10 protein-coding genes and 1 pseudogene are annotated in these 18,965 nt (G+C 48.7%); 5 read left to right on the top strand and 6 right to left on the bottom strand.

The window, feature by feature from the left end:
* Positions 1-21: 21 nt before the first annotated feature.
* On the bottom strand, positions 22-2,652 hold the full coding sequence (gene cphA / locus ACFS7Z_RS03305; protein WP_377480863.1) for a cyanophycin synthetase: 2,631 nt from the start codon (positions 2,650-2,652) through the stop codon (positions 22-24).
* A 510-nt stretch (positions 2,653-3,162) separates the two neighbouring features.
* On the opposite strand from cphA, the pseudogene ACFS7Z_RS03300 reads away from it, so the two are divergent.
* Positions 3,163-3,417, top strand: a pseudogene (locus tag ACFS7Z_RS03300) (winged helix-turn-helix domain-containing protein); the annotation flags it as partial.
* Positions 3,418-3,456: 39 nt separating this feature from the next.
* Positions 3,457-4,008, top strand: a complete 552-nt coding sequence (locus tag ACFS7Z_RS03295) for a restriction endonuclease (RefSeq protein WP_377481739.1) — start codon at positions 3,457-3,459, stop codon at positions 4,006-4,008.
* 216 nt (positions 4,009-4,224) lie between these two features.
* On the opposite strand, the gene ACFS7Z_RS03290 is transcribed toward ACFS7Z_RS03295, so the two are convergent.
* From ACFS7Z_RS03290 to ACFS7Z_RS03275, 4 genes are all read right to left on the bottom strand, one after another.
* Positions 4,225-5,682 (bottom strand): glutamate synthase subunit beta, encoded by a 1,458-nt coding sequence (locus ACFS7Z_RS03290; RefSeq protein WP_377480861.1) that lies wholly within the window; start codon positions 5,680-5,682, stop codon positions 4,225-4,227.
* The gene (gene gltB / locus ACFS7Z_RS03285) at positions 5,682-10,184 is read right to left on the bottom strand and encodes a glutamate synthase large subunit (protein ID WP_377480857.1); all 4,503 of its coding nucleotides are present in this window, start codon (positions 10,182-10,184) and stop codon (positions 5,682-5,684) included. Before gltB ends, ACFS7Z_RS03290 begins: the two co-directional genes overlap by 1 nt.
* Before the next feature lie 724 nt (positions 10,185-10,908).
* Complete coding sequence (locus ACFS7Z_RS03280; protein WP_377480854.1) at positions 10,909-11,880, bottom strand: hypothetical protein; 972 nt, start codon at positions 11,878-11,880, stop codon at positions 10,909-10,911.
* Positions 11,881-12,247: 367 nt separating this feature from the next.
* Complete coding sequence (locus tag ACFS7Z_RS03275; protein ID WP_377480850.1) at positions 12,248-14,842, bottom strand: phosphoenolpyruvate carboxylase; 2,595 nt, start codon at positions 14,840-14,842, stop codon at positions 12,248-12,250.
* 451 nt (positions 14,843-15,293) lie between these two features.
* On the opposite strand from ACFS7Z_RS03275, the gene hflK reads away from it, so the two are divergent.
* From hflK to ACFS7Z_RS03260, 3 genes are all read left to right on the top strand, one after another.
* Positions 15,294-16,274, top strand: coding sequence for an FtsH protease activity modulator HflK (gene hflK / locus ACFS7Z_RS03270; RefSeq protein ID WP_377480847.1), 981 nt, complete (start codon positions 15,294-15,296; stop codon positions 16,272-16,274).
* Entirely contained in the window at positions 16,271-17,212 is a 942-nt protein-coding gene (gene hflC / locus ACFS7Z_RS03265) for a protease modulator HflC (RefSeq protein ID WP_377480844.1), read from the top strand. Before hflK ends, hflC begins: the two co-directional genes overlap by 4 nt.
* 78 nt (positions 17,213-17,290) lie before the next feature.
* On the top strand, positions 17,291-18,091 hold the full coding sequence (locus ACFS7Z_RS03260) for a polysaccharide deacetylase family protein (protein ID WP_377480841.1): 801 nt from the start codon (positions 17,291-17,293) through the stop codon (positions 18,089-18,091).
* 71 nt (positions 18,092-18,162) lie between these two features.
* On the opposite strand, the gene ACFS7Z_RS03255 is transcribed toward ACFS7Z_RS03260, so the two are convergent.
* On the bottom strand, positions 18,163-18,927 hold the full coding sequence (locus tag ACFS7Z_RS03255) for a DeoR/GlpR family DNA-binding transcription regulator (RefSeq protein ID WP_377480837.1): 765 nt from the start codon (positions 18,925-18,927) through the stop codon (positions 18,163-18,165).
* Positions 18,928-18,965: the final 38 nt, after the last annotated feature.

Genomic DNA, 18,965 nt, shown 5'->3' with positions numbered 1-18,965 from the left:
TTTGGCTCCATACTACCTAACTCAGCTGGCGGTTTCCTGTTTGCGGTGCTGTATAATCCGGAAGCTCTCTACCATTTTAACTGCCTCGGGTATGTTCTCAGCAAAAAGGGTTATGAAAGCACCCTCCGGGGCATACTCCAGGGCATAGGCCAGCGCCCGCGTCTCCTGGTTTATTTCCTTTGGTTCCAGTTCTGGCTTCACAGAGAAGATTCCCTCTTTCACCAAATTGTTTATTTCTTTGCCATCGCGGCCCCGCAAATCAGAGTCCTGCCTGATGATGATATCGTCAAACACGGAGGCGGCCACTCTGCCTAAATCGCGGGTATCTTCGTCTCGCCGGTCACCGATGCCCGCAATGATTCCAATCTTCGGATGGCCGTCCATGTTGCGGATAAATTCGCTGATAGCCTGCATACCTGCTGCGTTGTGAGCATAATCTATGAGGACATCACACTTAGGCAACTTAAACATGTTCATGCGCCCTGGCGTGGTTTCTGGTGATGGTATAAAGGTGCGCAGCGCCGTCTTTATCTCACTTATTTCGAGATGGGAAACATACCCTGCCAGCGTGGCAGCCAGTACGTTTTGGATATTGAACCGGGCTTTGCCTCCAAACGTAAGCGGTACATCGGCAACCCTGTCTACCCTAATTTTATAAGTGTTTTTGAAAATGGAGATATAGCCGTCTTCAAAAACAGCCGCCAGTCCACCTTTGGAAATGTGTTCCTTGATGCGGAAGTTATCTTCATCCATGCTGAACAAAGCTATTTTGCAGCGCAAGCCGGCGGCCATGTTGTAAACCAAATCATCGTCGGCATTCAGGACAGCATACCCCTCTTGGCAAACTGTTTTAGGTATAACGCCTTTTACATTGGCCATATCCTGCACCGTATTGATGTCACCCAACCCTAGGTGATCTTCCGATACATTCGTTACAATCCCGATGTCGCACTGCGTGAAAGCAAGGCCGGAGCGCAGCAAACCGCCCCGCGCACACTCCAGCACAGCATAGTTCACTGTCGGGTCTTTCAGCACAAACTCGCTGCTGAAGGAACCGGTGGTATCGCCCTTTATTATTTTTCTGTCTTGTATATAGATGCCGTCTGTGGTAGTATAACCCACTTTATAGCCTTTAAACTTAAGCATGTGCGCCAGCAGGCGGGTAGTAGTTGTTTTTCCGTTTGTGCCTGTTACCGCCACAATAGGAATGCGGGAAGGGCATTCGTAAGGGAACAACATGTTGATAATAGGGTCTGCCACGTTGCGGGGTAAGCCTTCGGTAGGGGAGATGTGCATACGCAAACCGGGAGCAGCGTTTACCTCAATCACGGCACCTCTTGTTTCCGGAAGCGGTATGGCAATGTCAGAGGTCATCACATCAATGCCGCATATATCCAGCCCAATGATCCCCGCAATCCGCTCCGCCATCAGCACGTTGTAAGGGTGCACCATATCCGTTACGTCTGTCGCGGTACCGCCTGTACTTAAATTAGCGGTATTTTTGAGATACAAACTTTTTCCTGCCGGTAGCACCGACTGCAGTGTAAGCCCTTTTTCACGCAAAATTCCCCTGGTTATTTTATCAACCTTGATGTGCGTCAGCGCTTTCTCGTGCCCCACACCCCGGCGCGGGTCTTTGTTCACGGTGTTCACCAGCTGCCTGATAGTAGATTTTCCGTCGCCAACCACCATGGCGGGTGTGCGTTTGGCTGCTGCTATAAACTTGCCGTCTATCACCAACATGCGGTAATCATCGCCCTGTATAAACTGCTCTACCATCACTGCCTGCGAAAAGCACTTTGCTTCGGCAAGTCCTTTCAGCGCATCTTTCCAGTTGTGTATGTTGATGCTGGCACCCTTACCCTGGTTCCCATCAAGTGGTTTTGTTACAATAGGATAGCCCAAATCTTCTATAGCCTCCTCCAGTTCAGCAGCATCATATACTATATGGCCCTGAGGCACCGGTATGCCTGCTTCGTCAAGTATGAGCTTCGTTGCATTTTTATCACCGGCACTTTCCACGGCAAAGAAGGGAGTCTTGTTTGTCATGGCCGCCTGAATCCGCTTCTGGTGCACACCATAGCCTAACTGTATATGGCCGCTTTTCTTGTTTTGGATATAGGGGATGTTCCTAGAGACTGCCTCCAGCACAATGGCTTCTGTGCTCGGGCCAAAATACTCGTCTTCCCGTATCTGGTGTAATTTAGCCACGTCCTGGATCACGCTTACTTTTTCGCCTCTGGCAAGTGCTTCGGTAATGCGTACAGCTGCCTCAGCAGCATACTCACCGGCTCTTTCCTGCTGATAGGAGAAGACGACCCAGTCCATTCCTGGTTCGTTCGCCGCATAGCGTCTGCCGTACCCGGAGTCCATTCCGGCCATCGTCTGGAGCTCAAGCGCGATATGCTGCACCACTTTGCTGAGGGTAGTACCCTCCCGAACCAACCGGAAAAAGCCTCCGTCTGTGCCTACGGAAGAGCGGTGTTTATACATGCCCGGGAAAAGTTTTTCGAGTTTTTGCGCCAGGTTTTGTATTTCGTCAGTAAGAGTATCCTGCAGGTCCTCCAGGTCTAGTTTGAGAACAATGATCTTAGGATGCTTGATAGACCAGTAATTTGGCCCACGCATTATTTTAAGCTCTGCTATTTTCATACAGTTAAACAGAAGTGCGTCTTAAACAGCAATATGGATAAGTAAGAATGATGCAAAATGAATTAGTAGATAGGGTTAAGCATGTTAAAAATAGTTATACGTTTCAGGAGGGCACATGGAAGTGTTTGGAGCTTCAAAAAGTGTTTGCTCACTTAAAATTAAGTATAAACTACAAACCTGTTTATATACTGATAGGAGCTGCTGCAGAAGCTTTGCTGTAATTTCATCTCACCTTTTAATTGTCACTTCTTTCTCCAATAAGCTCTAGTGAGATTTTTTTAAGATTGACTCTGATGTACCTTTTGTATGCAATCATTGATAGTGGCAAGCGAAAATCATGTTATTTTAAGCTGTTGTATTATAGCTATATATAATAATATGATGATAGTTATTAGGAGCATATTTTTGCTCTTATTATATTGTTAAAAGCATAGCATTATGAAACAAAGGCTGAGTTTTAGTCTTCTCCATTCATATTGCAGACAATTGTGCTTGAACTTGTTATAAAAAATGAAAGGTCCTGAATTTCTAAAGTACATAATGCCGGTTTTAACAATTCTCCAGGATAATGGAGGTGCTGGAGATTCTTCTGATGTAATTGATCAGGTAATTGAAAAATTAGGCATAACAGAGTCAGAACTAGAGGAAACAACATCTAATGGACAGTCAAGAATACGGAATCAAATTTAGTGGGCAAGGTTTTATCTGTTTAAAGCGGGTTTAATTGACAATGCCCAAAGAGGTATTTGGCGATTAACCAATGAAGGGCTTGAATTAAAATTAACAGAAGACGGAGTTTACAATTTGTTCAAAAAAGTCCAGGAGAGTGTCAAGAAAGCTGCAGAACCATCCCCTAAAAAAAGCGAACCTAAATTTGAAAGTATTCCAACTGAGGATGAAGAGCATACAGTAAACCTGATTCATTTGATTCAGAGTTTATCAGCATCTGGTTTTGAAAAACTTTGTAAAAGGTTATTGACAGAAATTGGAATAAATGAGATCATAATAACTGGAGGAGCAGGAGATCAAGGTATTGACGGTAAAGGTGTGGTAAAGCTTAATGATGTTGTCAGCCTGAACATTATTTTCCAGTGTAAACGTTACAAGGAGACCGTTTCACCCCACCACGTAAGAGATTTTAGAGGGGCAATGCAGGGAAGAGGAGAAAAAGGACTAATTATTACAACCGGAAGATTTACAAAAGAGGCTAAGTCAGAAGCTACCAGAGATGGAGTTACACCTATTGAACTCATTGATGGTAATAGGTTAGTTGAACTATTTGAGAAATATCATCTTGGGCTTAAGCCTGTAACAGTATTTGAAATTGATCAGGACTTTTTCAAAAGCTTTAACTAGTTTTGGCAGCAACCAAGAAATTACATTAAGTGAACAAGTACTTTATGTATAAGCATTAGTGGTGCTTTTAGTTTGTGTTTATACATACTTTGTACAACATAAAAAGCCGCTCTGTCAGAAGACAAAGCGGCTTTTTATTTCATATAGGTGGCGAATCAGTCAGACCCGCAAATTAAGTTGTTTTGCGTTCAGTAACGCGAGGTCAAATTGCCTCTGTTAGCTATTCAGCATCAGCTTGGAAAGTTCTTTGGAAGGCAGATCAGAGGCACCCATCAGGTAAATATCGATGGCACGCGCAGCTTCCCGGCCGTCCGAAATGGCCCACACCACCAGCGACTGCCCACGGAAGGAATCTCCGGCAGAAAAAATGCCCGGCACGTTTGTCTGCCACTCCTTCAGCTTAAAATTACCACGTTGGTCTGTCTCAATATCGAAACTTGACTTAAAAGCATCGTGCATCGGCCGCTCATATCCGATAGCAATCAGGCCCAGGTCGCAAGGAAGTATTTTCTCACTATCCGGTTTCTCTGAATATTCCCGGCCATTCTTCCACTCCAGTTCCACCACCTTCAGACCTGTTACATGACCGTTCTCGTCACCCACAAACTCTTTAGTAAGCCAGCCCCAGCTGCGCTCACAGCCTTCTTCATGCGAGCTGGAAGAGGTATAGGTCATCGGCGTTTCTGGCCATGGATTGTCAGGTGTGCGTACAGTAGAAGGCATAGTGCGGTACTGCAACTGGCTCACATACTTCGCAAACTGCCGGTTGGCGGTTCCGACGCAGTCAGAGCCTGTGTCGCCACCACCGATAACGAGCACGTGTTTGTCGCGGGCATACAGGTCTGTCTCTGCCGGTATATCTTCCCCTGCCACTCTGCGGTTGTGCAGTGTGAGGTAGTCCATTGCAAAGTGAATACCTTTCAGGTCATTCCCTGGAATATTCAGTACTCTGGGCTTGGTAGAACCTATAGCTAACAGCACTGCATCGTACTTTCGGTGCAATCTTCTCAGGCTGATGTCTTTTCCTACTTCAACACCAAGTTTAAACTGTACGCCTTCTTCCTCCAGAACAGCAAGCCGACGGTCAATCGTCCACTTCTCCAGCTTAAAGTCAGGAATACCATAACGAAGTAAGCCTCCAGCCTTATCATCCTTGTCATAAACATCCACAAGATGGCCCGCCTGGTTCAGTTGGGCAGCGGCAGCCAGGCCAGCCGGTCCGGAGCCAATAACGGCTACTTTTTTACCTGTCCGTCGCACTGGCGGCTGTGCTTTTACCAGCCCCAGCTCAAATGACTTCTCTGCGATAGCCTTCTCGATATGCTCGATGGCGACTGCAGGTTTGTTGATGGACAACACGCAGCTGGACTCGCAGGGAGCAGGGCAGATCCGGCCCGTGAACTCAGGAAAGTTGTTGGTGCTGTACAGAATCTGCGCGGCACGTTCCCATTCGCCATCGTACACGGCATCGTTGAAGTCCGGAATCAGGTTACCCAGCGGACAGCCGTTGTGGCAGAAAGGCACGCCACAATCCATACAGCGGGCAGCCTGTATTTTTGTCTTTTCCTCCGGGAATTCAGTATATATTTCGTTTGAGTCGTTTATTCTTTGTTTTGGATCCCGCGCTTTTGGTAGCTCGCGGTTATACTTCAAAAATCCATCATCTTTTCCCATCAGGCTACTTCTTTAAGCATTTCACTTTCTTTTACTTTCAAGGCTTTCTTCAGGTCATGCGGCATCACCTTATGGAAGAACTTCTGGTGTGCATGCCAGCCTTGCAGGAGCTCCTGGGCTAGTATACTCTGTGTGTAGGCTACATGCTCCCGCAGCTTTTCCTCTATCCAAGCCAGGTCTGCTGCTGCTGGCTGCTCCAGATCTATCATGTCGAGGTTGCACTGGTCCGGGAAAGCATTGGCGGGGTCATACACGAAGGCCATACCGCCGCTCATACCAGCTGCAAAATTTTTACCTACGGAGCCCAGCACCAGCACCTTGCCGCCGGTCATGTATTCGCAACCGTGGTCCCCGATGCCTTCTACTACTGCCTCTGCACCGGAGTTCCGCACGCAGAAGCGCTCACCGGCCATACCATTGATATAAGCAGTGCCGGAAGTGGCACCATATAAGGCCACGTTACCCGTAATAATGTGCTCGTGCGCCACATAAGTTGTGCCCTCGAAAGGCTGCAATATCAGCTTACCACCAGACAGGCCTTTGCCGAGGTAGTCATTGGCTTCCCCAACAAGCTTGAAGGTGAGACCCGGTGCAAGGAAGCCGCCGAATGTTTGGCCGGCAGAACCATGGAAGGTAGCCTTGAAGCTGTCTTCCGGTAAGCCTGCCTTTCCGTGCTTCAGAGATACTTCGTAAGATAGCATAGCACCCACTGTGCGGTCTACGTTGATGATGCGGTGCTCCACTTCTTTCTTTCCTTTTTCAAAATCACGGATAAGCTTTCTGTCCAGTATCTGCTCAATATCATGCACCTGGTGTATCTGGTTGTAAATACCCACGTTATTAGGCACTATTTCCTTGTGCAGGATAGGGGCGAAGTTCAGGTTTTTCAGCTTCCAGTGGTTCAGGTTGTTTCTGACCTTCAGCACCTGGCTCTGGCCCACCATCTCGTTGATGGTTCTGAAACCTAGCGATGCCATGATCTGACGAAGCTCTTCAGCCATAAACTGGAACAGGTTCACTACATACTCCGGCTCGCCGGTAAACAGCTGGCGGAGCTCCGGGTTCTGTGTCGCAATACCCACAGGGCAGGTGTTCAGGTGGCACTTGCGCATCATAATACAGCCTTCTGCAATCAGGGCGGCGGTGGCCACACCAAATTCTTCTGCACCGAGCAAAGTAGCTACAGCCAGGTCATAGCCTGTCATCAGCTTTCCGTCTGTCTGCAATACCACGCGGCTGCGCAGGTTGTTTTTCACCAGTGTCTGGTGCGCCTCTGCCAAACCAATTTCCCATGGCAATCCAGCGTGACGGATAGAGCTCAGCGGGCTGGCACCTGTACCACCATCGGCACCTGAAATCATGATGGCATCTGCTTTCGCTTTGGCAACACCTGCCGCGATAGTGCCTACACCAGCCTCGGCTACCAGCTTCACATTGATGCGGGCGTTCGGGTTAGCGTTTTTCAGGTCATATATCAGCTGCTTCAGATCCTCTATCGAGTAAATGTCGTGGTGCGGAGGTGGAGAAATCAGACCTACACCCGGGGTGGAGTGACGTACGCGGGCAATCCAGCCATCCACTTTATGGCCCGGAAGCTGTCCGCCTTCGCCTGGCTTGGCACCCTGCGCAATTTTAATCTGTATTTCATCGGCATTTGCCAGGTAGTGGCTTGTCACACCGAAACGACCGGAGGCCACCTGCTTGATAGCAGAGCGCTCTGAGTCTCCGTTGGGCTTCACAACATAACGCGCCTCGTCTTCACCGCCTTCGCCGCTGTTGCTCTTGCCGCCAATTCTATTCATCGCGATGGCCAGTGTACTGTGTGCCTCATGCGAGAGGGAACCAAAGGACATGGCTCCGGTGGCAAAACGCTTCAGAATGCTTTCTGCAGGTTCTACTTCCTCCACCGGCACCGACTGGCGCTTGCGGAACTCAAACAGGTTACGCAGCGTGATAGTAGACTCCTGGTGCTTGCGCACGTGTTTGGAGTACTCCTGGTACAGTTTAAAGTCCTTCAGGCGTGTGGACTTCTGCAGCAGGTGGATGATCTCCGGACGCAGCAGGTGCTCTTCGCCTCTTCTTCTCCACTGGAAGAAACCTCCCGTTTCCAGCAAGGTGTTTTCATCCAGGTAAGCAGACTGGTGCTTGATGAGCGCTTCTTTTTCCAGGTCCTCAAAGTTCAGACCTTCCAGGCGGCTGGTTGTTCCTTTAAAACATTTCTGAATTACTTCCTGCCCGAATCCCAGGCACTCAAAAATCTGGGCGCTCTGGTAAGACTGCAGCGTACTGATACCCATCTTTGAAAGTATCTTCAGCAGTCCATTTCCGACAGCGTAAATAAAATTGTCTGCGTAGGTGGCAAATGGAACTGACGTATCCAGCTTTTCCTGCTGAAGCAGGCTCTGAATCGTATCATACACCATATAAGGATACACACAGCTGGCGCCATACCCAATAATAGTAGCGAAGTGATGTGTCTCCCAGGCATCTCCGGCTTCTACCACCAAACCAGTCTTCGTTCGGATGCGCTTGTGCACCAGGTGGTGGTGAATAGCACCCACCGCTAACAGAGAAGGTATAGCGGCGGAGGTAGGGCCGATGGCACGGTTAGAGATAATGAGAATCTTCTTGCCGTCACGCACCGCTGCCTCTGCCGCGGCACAGATAGTGTCAAGGGCATCCTGCAACGCACCCTTTTCTGTGGTCGGGAATGTCGCGTTGATTATGGTATGCTCAAATCCTTCGGAGCCAAGGTTGATGATCTTGTTGAAATCACCATGGCTCAGCACCGGATGCGAAATGTGTATCTGGCGTGTGTGCGCAGGCGTTTCGTCCAGCACGTTTAGCGATTCTCCCAGGCGGGTGAAAAGCGACATCACCAGGCGCTCCCGTATCGGGTCGATAGGAGGGTTGCTTACCTGCGCGAAGTGCTGCTTAAAGTAATTGGATACATGCTGGCTTTGCAGCGACAGCACTGCCAGCGGCGCATCAGAACCCATGCTGCCCAAAGGCTCTTTGCCAGTGGTTGCCATCGGCTTGATGATCAGCTTCAGATCCTCAGCGGTATAGCCGTAGGCCTTTTGCTTCTGCAGTAGCTCTTCTGACGAGACATCGTTCAGGCAGAACTCAGGCTCCGGCTGCTGGTGCAGCTTTATACGGTTTTGCTGAATCCATTCGTAATACGGTTTTTCGTCGCAGACAATGCGCTTTATCTCCTCATCCTCATAAATTTTGTTTTCCTCCAGGTTGGCCAATAACATTTTGCCTGGCTGCAGTCTACCCCGTCTTACCACATCTTTCGGGTTTACAGGTAACGCACCAGCTTCTGACGCCATGATCAGGCGACCTTGCTGGGTCACGCAGAAACGCACCGGGCGAAGGCCATTTCGATCCAGGGTAGCACCAATCTGCTTGCCGTCGGTAAAGAACAGGGCAGCAGGACCATCCCAGGGCTCCATCAAAGAGGCATGGTATTTATAGAACGCCTTTCTGTACGGGTCCATAAACGGGTTATCCTGCCAAGCTTCCGGCACCAGCATCATCATAACGTGCGGGAGTGGTCTTCCGGACAGCGTCAGCAGTTCCACCATCGCATCCAGGTTGGCTGAGTCAGAGTTCTCCGGGTTGGTGATAGGAAGCAGCCACTTCATTTCCTCCTCCGTGAACAGGGGCGAATACATCAGGGCCTCCTTCGACTTCATCTTGGTTACATTTCCCTTGATGGTGTTGATCTCGCCGTTGTGCGCTATAAAGCGGAACGGCTGTGCCAGTTTCCAGTTAGGGAAAGTGTTGGTTGAGAATCGGGAATGCACCACAGCCAAGGCAGACTTGAAATCAGGGTGGCGGAGGTCATGGTAGTACTTTTCTACCTGATCCGTTTTCAGCTGTCCTTTATATATAATGGTGCGAGAAGAAAGGCTGGGCATATAGAAGGTGCCGTTCTCGCCACTCACTGTTTTCTTGATCTCGTGCGTAATTAGGCTACGCAGTACAAACAGCTTGCGCTCCAGTTCATCCTCTTTTACATTCGAATCAGCAGGTTGTATAAACACCTGCTCGATATAAGGCTCCACTGCTTTTGACTCATGCCCTGGCACACGCCCGTTAACTGGTACCAACCGGTAGCCCAGCAGGTTAAAGCCCATTTTGCGGATGCACTGGTTCATGGTTTGGCGGCACTTATCCCTGACTTCGTAAACAGACGGGAAGAAAATCATACCGACACCATAGAAGCCCGGCTGAGGAAGCCTGATAGCAAACTCGTCCAGCTGTTTTTTGAAAAATTCGTGTGGGAGTTGCACCAGTATTCCGGCACCGTCCCCTGTCTCAGAATCACTTCCTGTTGCTCCGCGGTGCTCCATGTTTGTCAACATCGTGAGCGCATCTTTCACGATGCTATGAGCCTTTTTCCCGTTCAGGTTTACGACACACCCGACACCGCAGGCGTCATGCTCAAACTCAGGTCTGTACAACCCGGCATTTATTGTATTCTCTTGATTCATCTAACGTTAACTGAGGTAAACACTTAACTTATTTGTGTAAACGAATTCATAATTTACTACACGAATCCTCAAAAAACAAATCGTTCTTTATAGATATTGTATAAGAAGCACGATTTTATATAGAAAATCAGTAAAAAAAGAGCTATTTATCTGAATAAATGTGAAAATAAACGTTCTTGCAGGGCTTATTGCTTGCGATGTTCGTAAAGATTGTTTTTTTGAGCTTTTCTTAGAAAGTGTAAGCTCCGGCTACATTAAGAGAGCATGGCCGACTTCAGGAGTGGTAACTGTAGTAATAGCTTCATAGAATCATCTTTGTGAGAGAATTTAACTTTTCTCCTATAGGTGAAGTGATTGAATACTGCTGTAACGGCTAGCGTAGTAAGGAATTTACTGTGCGGACTCCCAACTACAAGGCTGTAAGTATGGCTATCGGGCTGAATCTAATAACTTTACAGACTTGCAGCTAAAAGGAAGTTCCCTGCTTTAACTATTGCATAATCAAAATCAGAAAGTAAGTACTGGTGTCGGTGCAGGAGGTTGGGAGGTGGGCAGGAGCAGGCTGTTATTTTTTCTACCTCAAAATGAAACACTTAGATGCCTGCACCTTGCGGATTCACCTGTAGGAAAAATAGCACCTGTAGCCTTACCACCTCAATAAAGAGGGCAGGAAAGAATTTCTTTCCTGCCCTCTTTATTGAGGTGGCTGCTTCTCTGGTTAAAGCTATAGTTTGATAGTGCACCCAATGTTCAGCGCATGATCCGCAAATGCTGCATCGCCATGCACATAGGTTCCTGTTAAGATTGTGTTTTCTTTGTCTGTTACGCTCTGCAGGCGGTTCCGCTTTAGGGCAACAGGTGCTGTAGCAAAGAAGTTTACTTTTTTCACCTGATAGCTGAAGCCCGGTTCAAGTGACTGCACATATCCTGGTCGCCTGAAACCTTTACTGCTGCCGATGGCATCTTCCACTGGCACGCCTTCCATTCGTCCGCCCAGAGAGGCAGTTAGCCCCTGCAGCTTTCCGACAAAGCTGTGGTTTACTCCCACGCGCACCATGTATTGGTCTGCCACACTCATAATGGCCTCATTCGCACGGGAGCGGAAGGTACGGGTACCGTTATCGCCTCGTGGGTTAAATAGGTAATACACATTGCCGTAAGCGCTGACGTGGCTGCCCAGCGAGTAAAAGCCGTTTAATTCTGTAATTGCTCCAAAGCCGCCATCGCCCAATTGTATTGATTGGTCAACCGGCCGTTCTTCCGGCGCTCCGTCCGGGCCAACATTGTAGAAGGTGTCCTTTGCAGTATAATTGCCGGTAGGTAGCTTCGCGCCAAGCCCCAGCTGCAGATTACCTTTGGTTGCTTTTTGTGGACTAAGGAGCCATCTGTAGGCAGTGATTCTTGCATCGCTAATGCCTGCAGAACCGGTGTTGTGCCGTTCGGTTCTTCCGTGCTCGTAGAGCGAAGAGCGCTTGTTTGCAAGAAGGGGAACTCCCACACTCAGCGACCATCTGTTGTTGAACTGCCGGAGCAGCGTGAGGTCAAGGCTGTGCTGCCAGTTGATGACTTCCGTTTTTCTCTCCAGGCGCTCCTTTTCTTCCTCATCGCCTCTAAAGTGGCGGAACGACTTAAAGTAACGATGCGCCACATTGAGCTGCCAGCCCTTCGCTTCGGCTTCTTCGTCTGGGTGTTCCATGCTGCACGACATCATGCCGTTGCTTCTGACAGCTACACATCCTTGTGAAAAGGCCTGGCTGTAAAACAGGAAACACAGTACATCGGAGAGTAAGAGTTTTATTATGTTAAAGGTATATAGGAGGTTGGAGAGTTAAAATCAAGCCAGAATCAGAGTTTCGCAGGAGGAGAGTACCTATTGCCTAAGCAATGTAGCAAGCAAAGTGAAATGAATATACAGTACCTCAACTTATATCTTAGAATGTTTAAGGCGATTACTGCATCAGCCTTGAGAAGAAAAAGATAAGTAAACCGAGGCCACTATAAAAGAAAAAGCTGCCATCCGGAGAGGATGACAGCTTTGCACTAAAATCAAATATTCCTGTTGTTTAAGCTGAATTTCGCTCTGCGTTGATGATACCGAAAGAGCAGCGAACGACCAGCTTCTCATACTTTGGCTTAGTTTCCGTTTGCTGGCCCTGTTCTTCCATTTCCCTGATTTTAGTAAGCGCATACTGCTGAATCGTGAGCAAGGGAAGCTCTATTCGCTGGCGCATCAGGATAGACTGTAGGTTCACCGGCTTATCTTCCATGAGTTGCGTAGCGCCTGTCAGGCGAAGGATATAGCTTTTCGTCAGCTGGAACTCATCATGTATCATATTCCACAGCTCCCCGTAGTTTGGATGATTTGACAGGAAGGCTGTAAGCGGGAAAAAGCACTTTGTCATCGCCATTTCGCAGTTATCCATTAATGTTTTGAAGAACAGGGAGCGCTTGTACAGCCTGGCTATGTCTTCCCACCTGCCGGCTTCCTCCATGCGCTGCAGGGCGGTGCCGACACCATAGTAACCCGGCAGGTTCTGCTTTATCTGGCTCCAGGATCCTACATAAGGCACTGCCCGCAGATCGTTCAGGTTGAGCTTGCCCGGATTGCGCTTGGATGGCCTGCTGCCGATATTTGCTTCCGCATAATAGCGTAGGGGGCTGGCGTAAATCATGTACTCCAGGAAGTTTGAATGGTTCTTGAGGTTATTATACTTCTCAAAACTTTCCTGTGATAAACGCATCAGCAGCTCTTCCTCACCGGAAGTCAGAGTGGCATCTTTAGAGGCAAAAAGCGCGCTGTGGATACCGGCATGTAACAGCTGCTCAATATTGAACTGCGCGGCATCTACAGTTCCGAAATTGGAGCTGATGGTTTGCCCCTGGATCGTTAGCTGTATTTCCTTATTCGAAATATTTGGCCCCATGGAGGCATAGAACTGGTGCGTGCGTCCGCCACCCCTTGCCGGCGGGCCGCCTCTGCCATCGAAGAAAATCACGGCTACATCATACTGCTTGGAGATAGCGCTTAGTTCCTCTTTTGCTTTGTAAATGCCCCAGTTGGCCATCAGGTAACCTCCGTCTTTGGTGCCATCTGAAAAACCAAGCATAATGGTCTGCACGTTGTCGCGACGCTGCAAGTGCTGGCGGTAAGTTTCGTTCTGGTATAACGCGGCCATTACATCGCCGGCATTTTTCAGGTCGTCTATTGTTTCGAAGAGCGGCACAATGTCCACACTCAACGATTCCTGTTTCCAGCCGCTCAACAAAAACAGGCCGTATACCTCCAGAATATCCAATGCGTTGGTGCTATGGCTGATGATGTAGCGGTGGCAGCCTTCTTCTCCGTTCGTTTCCTGGATGGTTTGGATAGCGCGCATGCTTTGCAGTACATCGCGGTGCAGTTCGTTTTCAAAAGCAGCTGGATCAACAGTTCCGGTGGACTGCAGCAAGGCGTTTATTTTTTTCTCTGCCGGAAGGTCTGCATAATCAGCAGGCAAAGCATCTGTTGTTGCGGCAATCGTTTGAAGGAGGTCTGCGTGTACAGAGCTGTCCTGTCGGATATCTAAAGCAGCGAAATGTAGCCCGAATAACTCTACCTTGCGCAACAGGTTCTCCACAAGGTTCAGGAACAGGCTGTTGTGCTCCTCAATCAGTATAACGCGTATCTGCTGCAGTGTCTGGAGGATTTCTTCGCGCGAGATGTCCAACTCATGGTTGGGCACAAAGAGGTTGTTGTAAAGCTTCTGCTCCAGTGCTACCATCACATTGGCTACTCCTTTAAAAGTGAGGCGGCGCTTGAGGCGGCGCACATCCAGGTAATAAGATTTCAGGGCAGCACCCCGTAATGCTTCTGCCACTTTTAAGGTAATGCCGGCATTAACGAAAGGGTTTCCGTCCCGGTCGCCACCTGGCCAAAACCCAAAGCGGATGATAGGATTCTTACTGCTCACCTCATTTGGAAACTGATTTTTCAGATAGCCCAGGATATGGCCCGCTGCAGGATAAAAGATGTTCTCCAGGTACCAGATCAGGTTGACGGCCTCGTCATAAGGCGTTGGTTTCTCGTTCCGGAAGAAAGGCGTTTTGCCTAACTGGCGGAGGTAGCTGTTTATCTGGGAGGTATTGTCGTTCACCATTGCCTTCGCTAAGTCGTTGATGATACCAAGAACCTCGCTGGGGTAAAACTGTGTGGGGTGAGCTGTTAATACCAGGCGTACAGAAAAGTCTTCCAGCTTCTCTTTCAGCAGGGCATGGCTCTGCTTCTGCTGCACCTCCGACTGCAGGTGTTTCAGGGTACCCGGGCCATTCATGTCGTTAATGTCGCGGTAGGCGGCATCCTCCAGGGCATCGAACAAAACGACTTGTCGCTCTGTGTACTGCACGAACCGGAACAGCAGGTCCAGCATTTCCTTCTCTTCTTTATAGGAAGTGTGCTGTTTGAAGAAGGAGTCAATGATATCCACAGGACTTTGTTCTTTACCAAAGCCTTCTTCGCAATGCAGCAGGAATATCGTCAGCAACACTCCTGTTCTCTCCATCCTATGGAAAGGAAGCGCGGTAAATAAACTGTTGTACAACTGAAAACGGAGACCTACCTGCTTGTTGTAAACCTCTAATGTGCTATTGGAAGAACCATTCATGTGCTTATCTCTTTTCAAGAATTTCTTTGCGGCTTTATTTGTGATTATCGCAATATAAACAAGGTTTTGTTATTATTACTATAATTGTATAGCCTTTTCTATAATGATTAATGTGTTTTGTGCCGTAAAAACACTCCTGCAAGGGCTGTAGTCTACCTGGTTTCAGCCTCGGCTACTTCAGATATATGCCTCTATTCAACCGAGCCTGCTACGCTTGTTAAACAGAACCAGAGGCATTTAGAGTTATATGGAAGCCCTTGACGGAATGGCCTGTAAAAGGTACGAACGTATGTAGTCTGAAAAAGGAGGTGCTAATCAGAATATAACCGGACAGTAGCTTGTAGTCCGGGGAGGATTTGCTTTCCCTTCTGCTGTTCTGCCGTCAGTTTCAGCTTCAACAACCATACAAGTGTTAGGGCTTGTAATTTTTTTATGTTAAATTGTGGTGTACAAACAGTTGCCCACACCCATGGCAGAAGAACCAAACTACCGGCTGCAGTATTACATGTTCCTGCTCAGCAAGCACTACCGTAAAATATTGCTAGGCCTTATCCTGCTCATCATTGTTTTCACCTCCATCAGAACCGTCGGCCCCGAGGAAGAAGGGGTGGTGCTGTATGTGGGGCAATTCGACCGCACGGTGGAGCCCGGGCTTCATTTTATCCTGCCCTTTGGTATAGAAGAAATGGAGAAGATACCGGTGCAGCGGCAACTGAAGCAGGAGTTCGGCTTCCGGACCGTAGAGGCCGGCACCAATACGCAGTATTCGAGGGAGAACTTTGGCGACGAATCACTTATGCTGACAGGCGACCTGAACCTGGCAAACGTGGAGTGGGTGGTGCAGTACCGCATCGTGGATTCTTATAACTATCTGTTCCAGGTGCGAAATGCCGATAAAGCCCTCCGCGATATGTCTGAGTCTGCCGTTCGGAAAGTGGTCGGAGACCGAACCGTGAATGAGGTGCTGACAGTTGGCCGCCAGGAGGTGGCGACCAGTGTGGAGGTGCTCCTGCAGAAAATGTGCGATGAGTATCAGAACGGCATCCGCATAGATCAGGTGGTGCTGCAGGACGTGAACCCGCCGGAGCCTGTAAAGCCGTCTTTTAACGCGGTGAATGAGGCGCAACAGGAACGCGAGACACTCATTAACCAGGCTGAGTCGGAATACAACCGCATTATTCCGCGTGCGCGTGGCGAAGCCGACGAAACTATTCAGTTGGCCGAGGCATATGCGCTTAAAAGGGTGAATGTGGCAACCGGTGAGGCCGACCGTTTCAATTCACTTTTTGAAGAGTATGTGAAAGCACCTGAGGTCACCCGAAAACGGCTCTACCTCGAAACGATGGAGCGGTTACTGCCAAAGATCGGTGATAAGGTCATCGTAGATGAAAATGGCAATAACGTTCTCCCCTTGTTAAACCTGAACCAGCCCCAAAACAATAAGCCGTGAACACCAGAAGCACACTCTCGCTCATAACCGCCGTTGTTCTGCTGACACTTGCCTTCACCAGCATTTTTGTGCTGGATGAGACGCAGCAGGCAATCGTGACTCAATTTGGAAAACCCGTGGGGCAGGCCCGCACAGAGCCTGGTCTCCATTACAAGATCCCGATCATTCAGAAAGTGCAGTTCTTCGACAAACGCTATCTGGAGTGGGACGGCGATGCCAACCAGGTGCCAACCAAAGACAAGAAGTTCATCTTTGTTGATACCTATGCCCGCTGGCAGATCACGAATCCGCTCCAGTTTTTTATACGTCTGCGCGACGAGCGCTCCGGCCAGTCCAGGCTGGATGACATACTGGATGGCGAGACCCGCAATGCCATTGCCAGCCACGAGCTGCTGGACATTGTCAGGTCTAGCAACCGGAAGCCTGAGGTTGCGGAGGAGTATATGGAGGACCTCGAGAACCTGGATAACATCACAGTAGGAAGAGACAAGATCGAAGCCCTCGTGCTGAAGCGGGCAAATGAAAGAACAGCTGACTTGGGCGTGCAAATCCTGGATTTCCGCTTTAAGCGCATGAATTATGTGGACGAGGTTAGGGACCGGGTGTACGACAGGATGAAAAGTGAACGTAACCGTATTGCCGACCAGTTCCGATCTGAAGGCCAGGGAGAGGCCAGCAAGATACAAGGTAACAAAGAGCGTGACCTGGCTAAGATACAGTCTGAAGCGACCCGCGAAGCAGAGATGATACAGGGCCGGGCCGACGCACAGGCTACCTCTATCTATGCCGGAGCTTATAACAAGAACACGCAGGCCAGGGAACTTTACAGCTTCCTCAGGTCTATGGAGGCATTGGAGAAGTCCTTTGACGGTAAAACGAGCATTATTCTTTCTACTGACTCTGAACTTTACCGGTACCTGAAGAAGGGAAATCAATAGCCTCCCAGTAATTTGCTATACTTGCAACTGTCATAATACTATAATCCATTCTTCCGGATAAGCCAATCTATACAAGATATGCTCTTAAAGAGAACCCTCACGCTTTTGCTTTGCTTGTGCAACCTTACTGTTTTCGCACAAGACTGGAATAAAAAGCAGGCTGCCGTCGTACTGACGTATGATGATGCCTTAAACGTACACCTGGACAACGCCATACCTGCCCTGGACTCCTTGGGTTTGAAAGGGACTTTTTACTTAACGGCTGCATTCCCAGGTTTTTCGCAGCGGATAGCAGACTGGAAGAAAGTAGCTGCTAAAAAGCACGAGCTGGCGAACCACACCCTCTTCCACCCCTGCGACGGGAGCCAGCCAGGCAGAAGCTTTGTTACCCCTGAGTATGATATGTCCACTTACTCTCTTCGCCGGATGACAGATGAGATAAAAGTGACTAATTCTGCGCTGCAGGCGCTTGACGGAAAGAAAGAGCGGACCTTTGCATATCCCTGCGGAGATACAAAAGTGGGCGATGTTTCTTATGTTGACGGGATAAAAGGAGACTTTGTGGCTGCGCGTGGCGTACATGGGGAGATGGTGCAGCCCAGGACAACGAATTTATACAACGTTGGCTCCTACGTTGTAAACGGACAATCAGGAGAAGAACTGATAGCGCTGGTAAAAGAAGCAATGAAGACGAACAGCATGATTGTCTTCCTTTTCCATGGGGTGGGAGGAGAGCATTCACTTGATGTATCGCTGGAGGCACACCGCAAGCTACTGCGTTTTCTGAAAGAGAACGAAAAGAAAATCTGGAACCCTACCTTCATAGAAGCAGCTAAATTTATAAAGTCAGCAGGCACCGCTAAAAAAGCGAACGGGTAATCTACCTGTATTGAGCAACTGTTCTTCTTTATCCCGGCCAGAAGGAAAGAGGTATAGAAGTACTGGAATCCTTAATTCGCGATCAGAACTTCTATACCTCTTTCCTCCAGATCCGCTTTATAAGATTCAGGTATGCCCCTGTCTGTGATAATAATGTCTATGTCGTCTACTTCACAGATCTTCCCAAATCCCTTTTTTCTGAATTTACTGGAGTCTGCCAGTATAATTGTTTTCTGCACAGACCTGATCATTTTGCTGTTCAGGTGGGCCTCCATCATGTTAGAAGTTGTCAGCCCAAACTCAGGGCTGACGCCGTCCACCCCCAGGAAAAGCTTGCTGCAGGCAAAGCTTGCCAGCATGTCTTCTGCGAAATGCCCCACTACAGAAGAGGAACTCTTTCTCACCACACCCCCTAGCTGCACGACTTCTATGTGCTGGTAGTCCATCAGCGCCATCGTCACGTTCATGGCTCCTGTGAGTACTGTAAGCTTCATGTTCTTAGGGATAGCTTTTGCCAGCGCCAACACCGTAGTGCCGGAACCTATAATAACGGCTTCGTCCTCCTGAATCATTTTTGCCGCCAGCGCAGCTATCTTTTCTTTTTCATCTACCTGCACCAGTTTCTTCTCATTCACAGGCCTGTCGTTTACATAAGGAGATACGGGCGTAGCACTACCGTGCGATCTGTAAAGTAAACCCTTGTCCTCCAGTAGCTTCAGGTCCTTCCGTACTGTAACCATGGTCACGTCCATTTCTTTGCTCAACTCAGCTACCCCCACAAAACCTTCCGTGTTCAGTTTGTCCAGGATTAATTTATGTCTCTCAGCAATTGTCATATTTCTGTTTGTTTTCTATAAATATTCTTTTTTAACTC

This window comes from Pontibacter toksunensis (genome assembly GCF_042686245.1).
Classification (GTDB): Bacteria; Bacteroidota; Bacteroidia; order Cytophagales; family Hymenobacteraceae; genus Pontibacter; species Pontibacter toksunensis.
The sequence above is the reverse complement of the archived record's forward strand: the minus strand, read 5'-3'. Positions and strand labels throughout refer to the sequence as shown.

Excerpts from the sequence above, each read along its gene's own strand:
- cphA (WP_377480863.1), bottom strand. The coding sequence starts at position 2,652 with ATGAAAATAGCAGAGCTTAAAATAATGCGTGGGCCAAATTACTGGTCT.
- ACFS7Z_RS03290 (WP_377480861.1), bottom strand. The coding sequence starts at position 5,682 with ATGGGAAAAGATGATGGATTTTTGAAGTATAACCGCGAGCTACCAAAA.
- gltB (WP_377480857.1), bottom strand. The coding sequence starts at position 10,184 with ATGAATCAAGAGAATACAATAAATGCCGGGTTGTACAGACCTGAGTTT.
- ACFS7Z_RS03280 (WP_377480854.1), bottom strand. The coding sequence starts at position 11,880 with ATGGAACACCCAGACGAAGAAGCCGAAGCGAAGGGCTGGCAGCTCAAT.
- hflK (WP_377480847.1), top strand. The coding sequence starts at position 15,294 with ATGGCAGAAGAACCAAACTACCGGCTGCAGTATTACATGTTCCTGCTC.
- ACFS7Z_RS03260 (WP_377480841.1), top strand. The coding sequence starts at position 17,291 with ATGCTCTTAAAGAGAACCCTCACGCTTTTGCTTTGCTTGTGCAACCTT.
- ACFS7Z_RS03255 (WP_377480837.1), bottom strand. The coding sequence starts at position 18,927 with ATGACAATTGCTGAGAGACATAAATTAATCCTGGACAAACTGAACACG.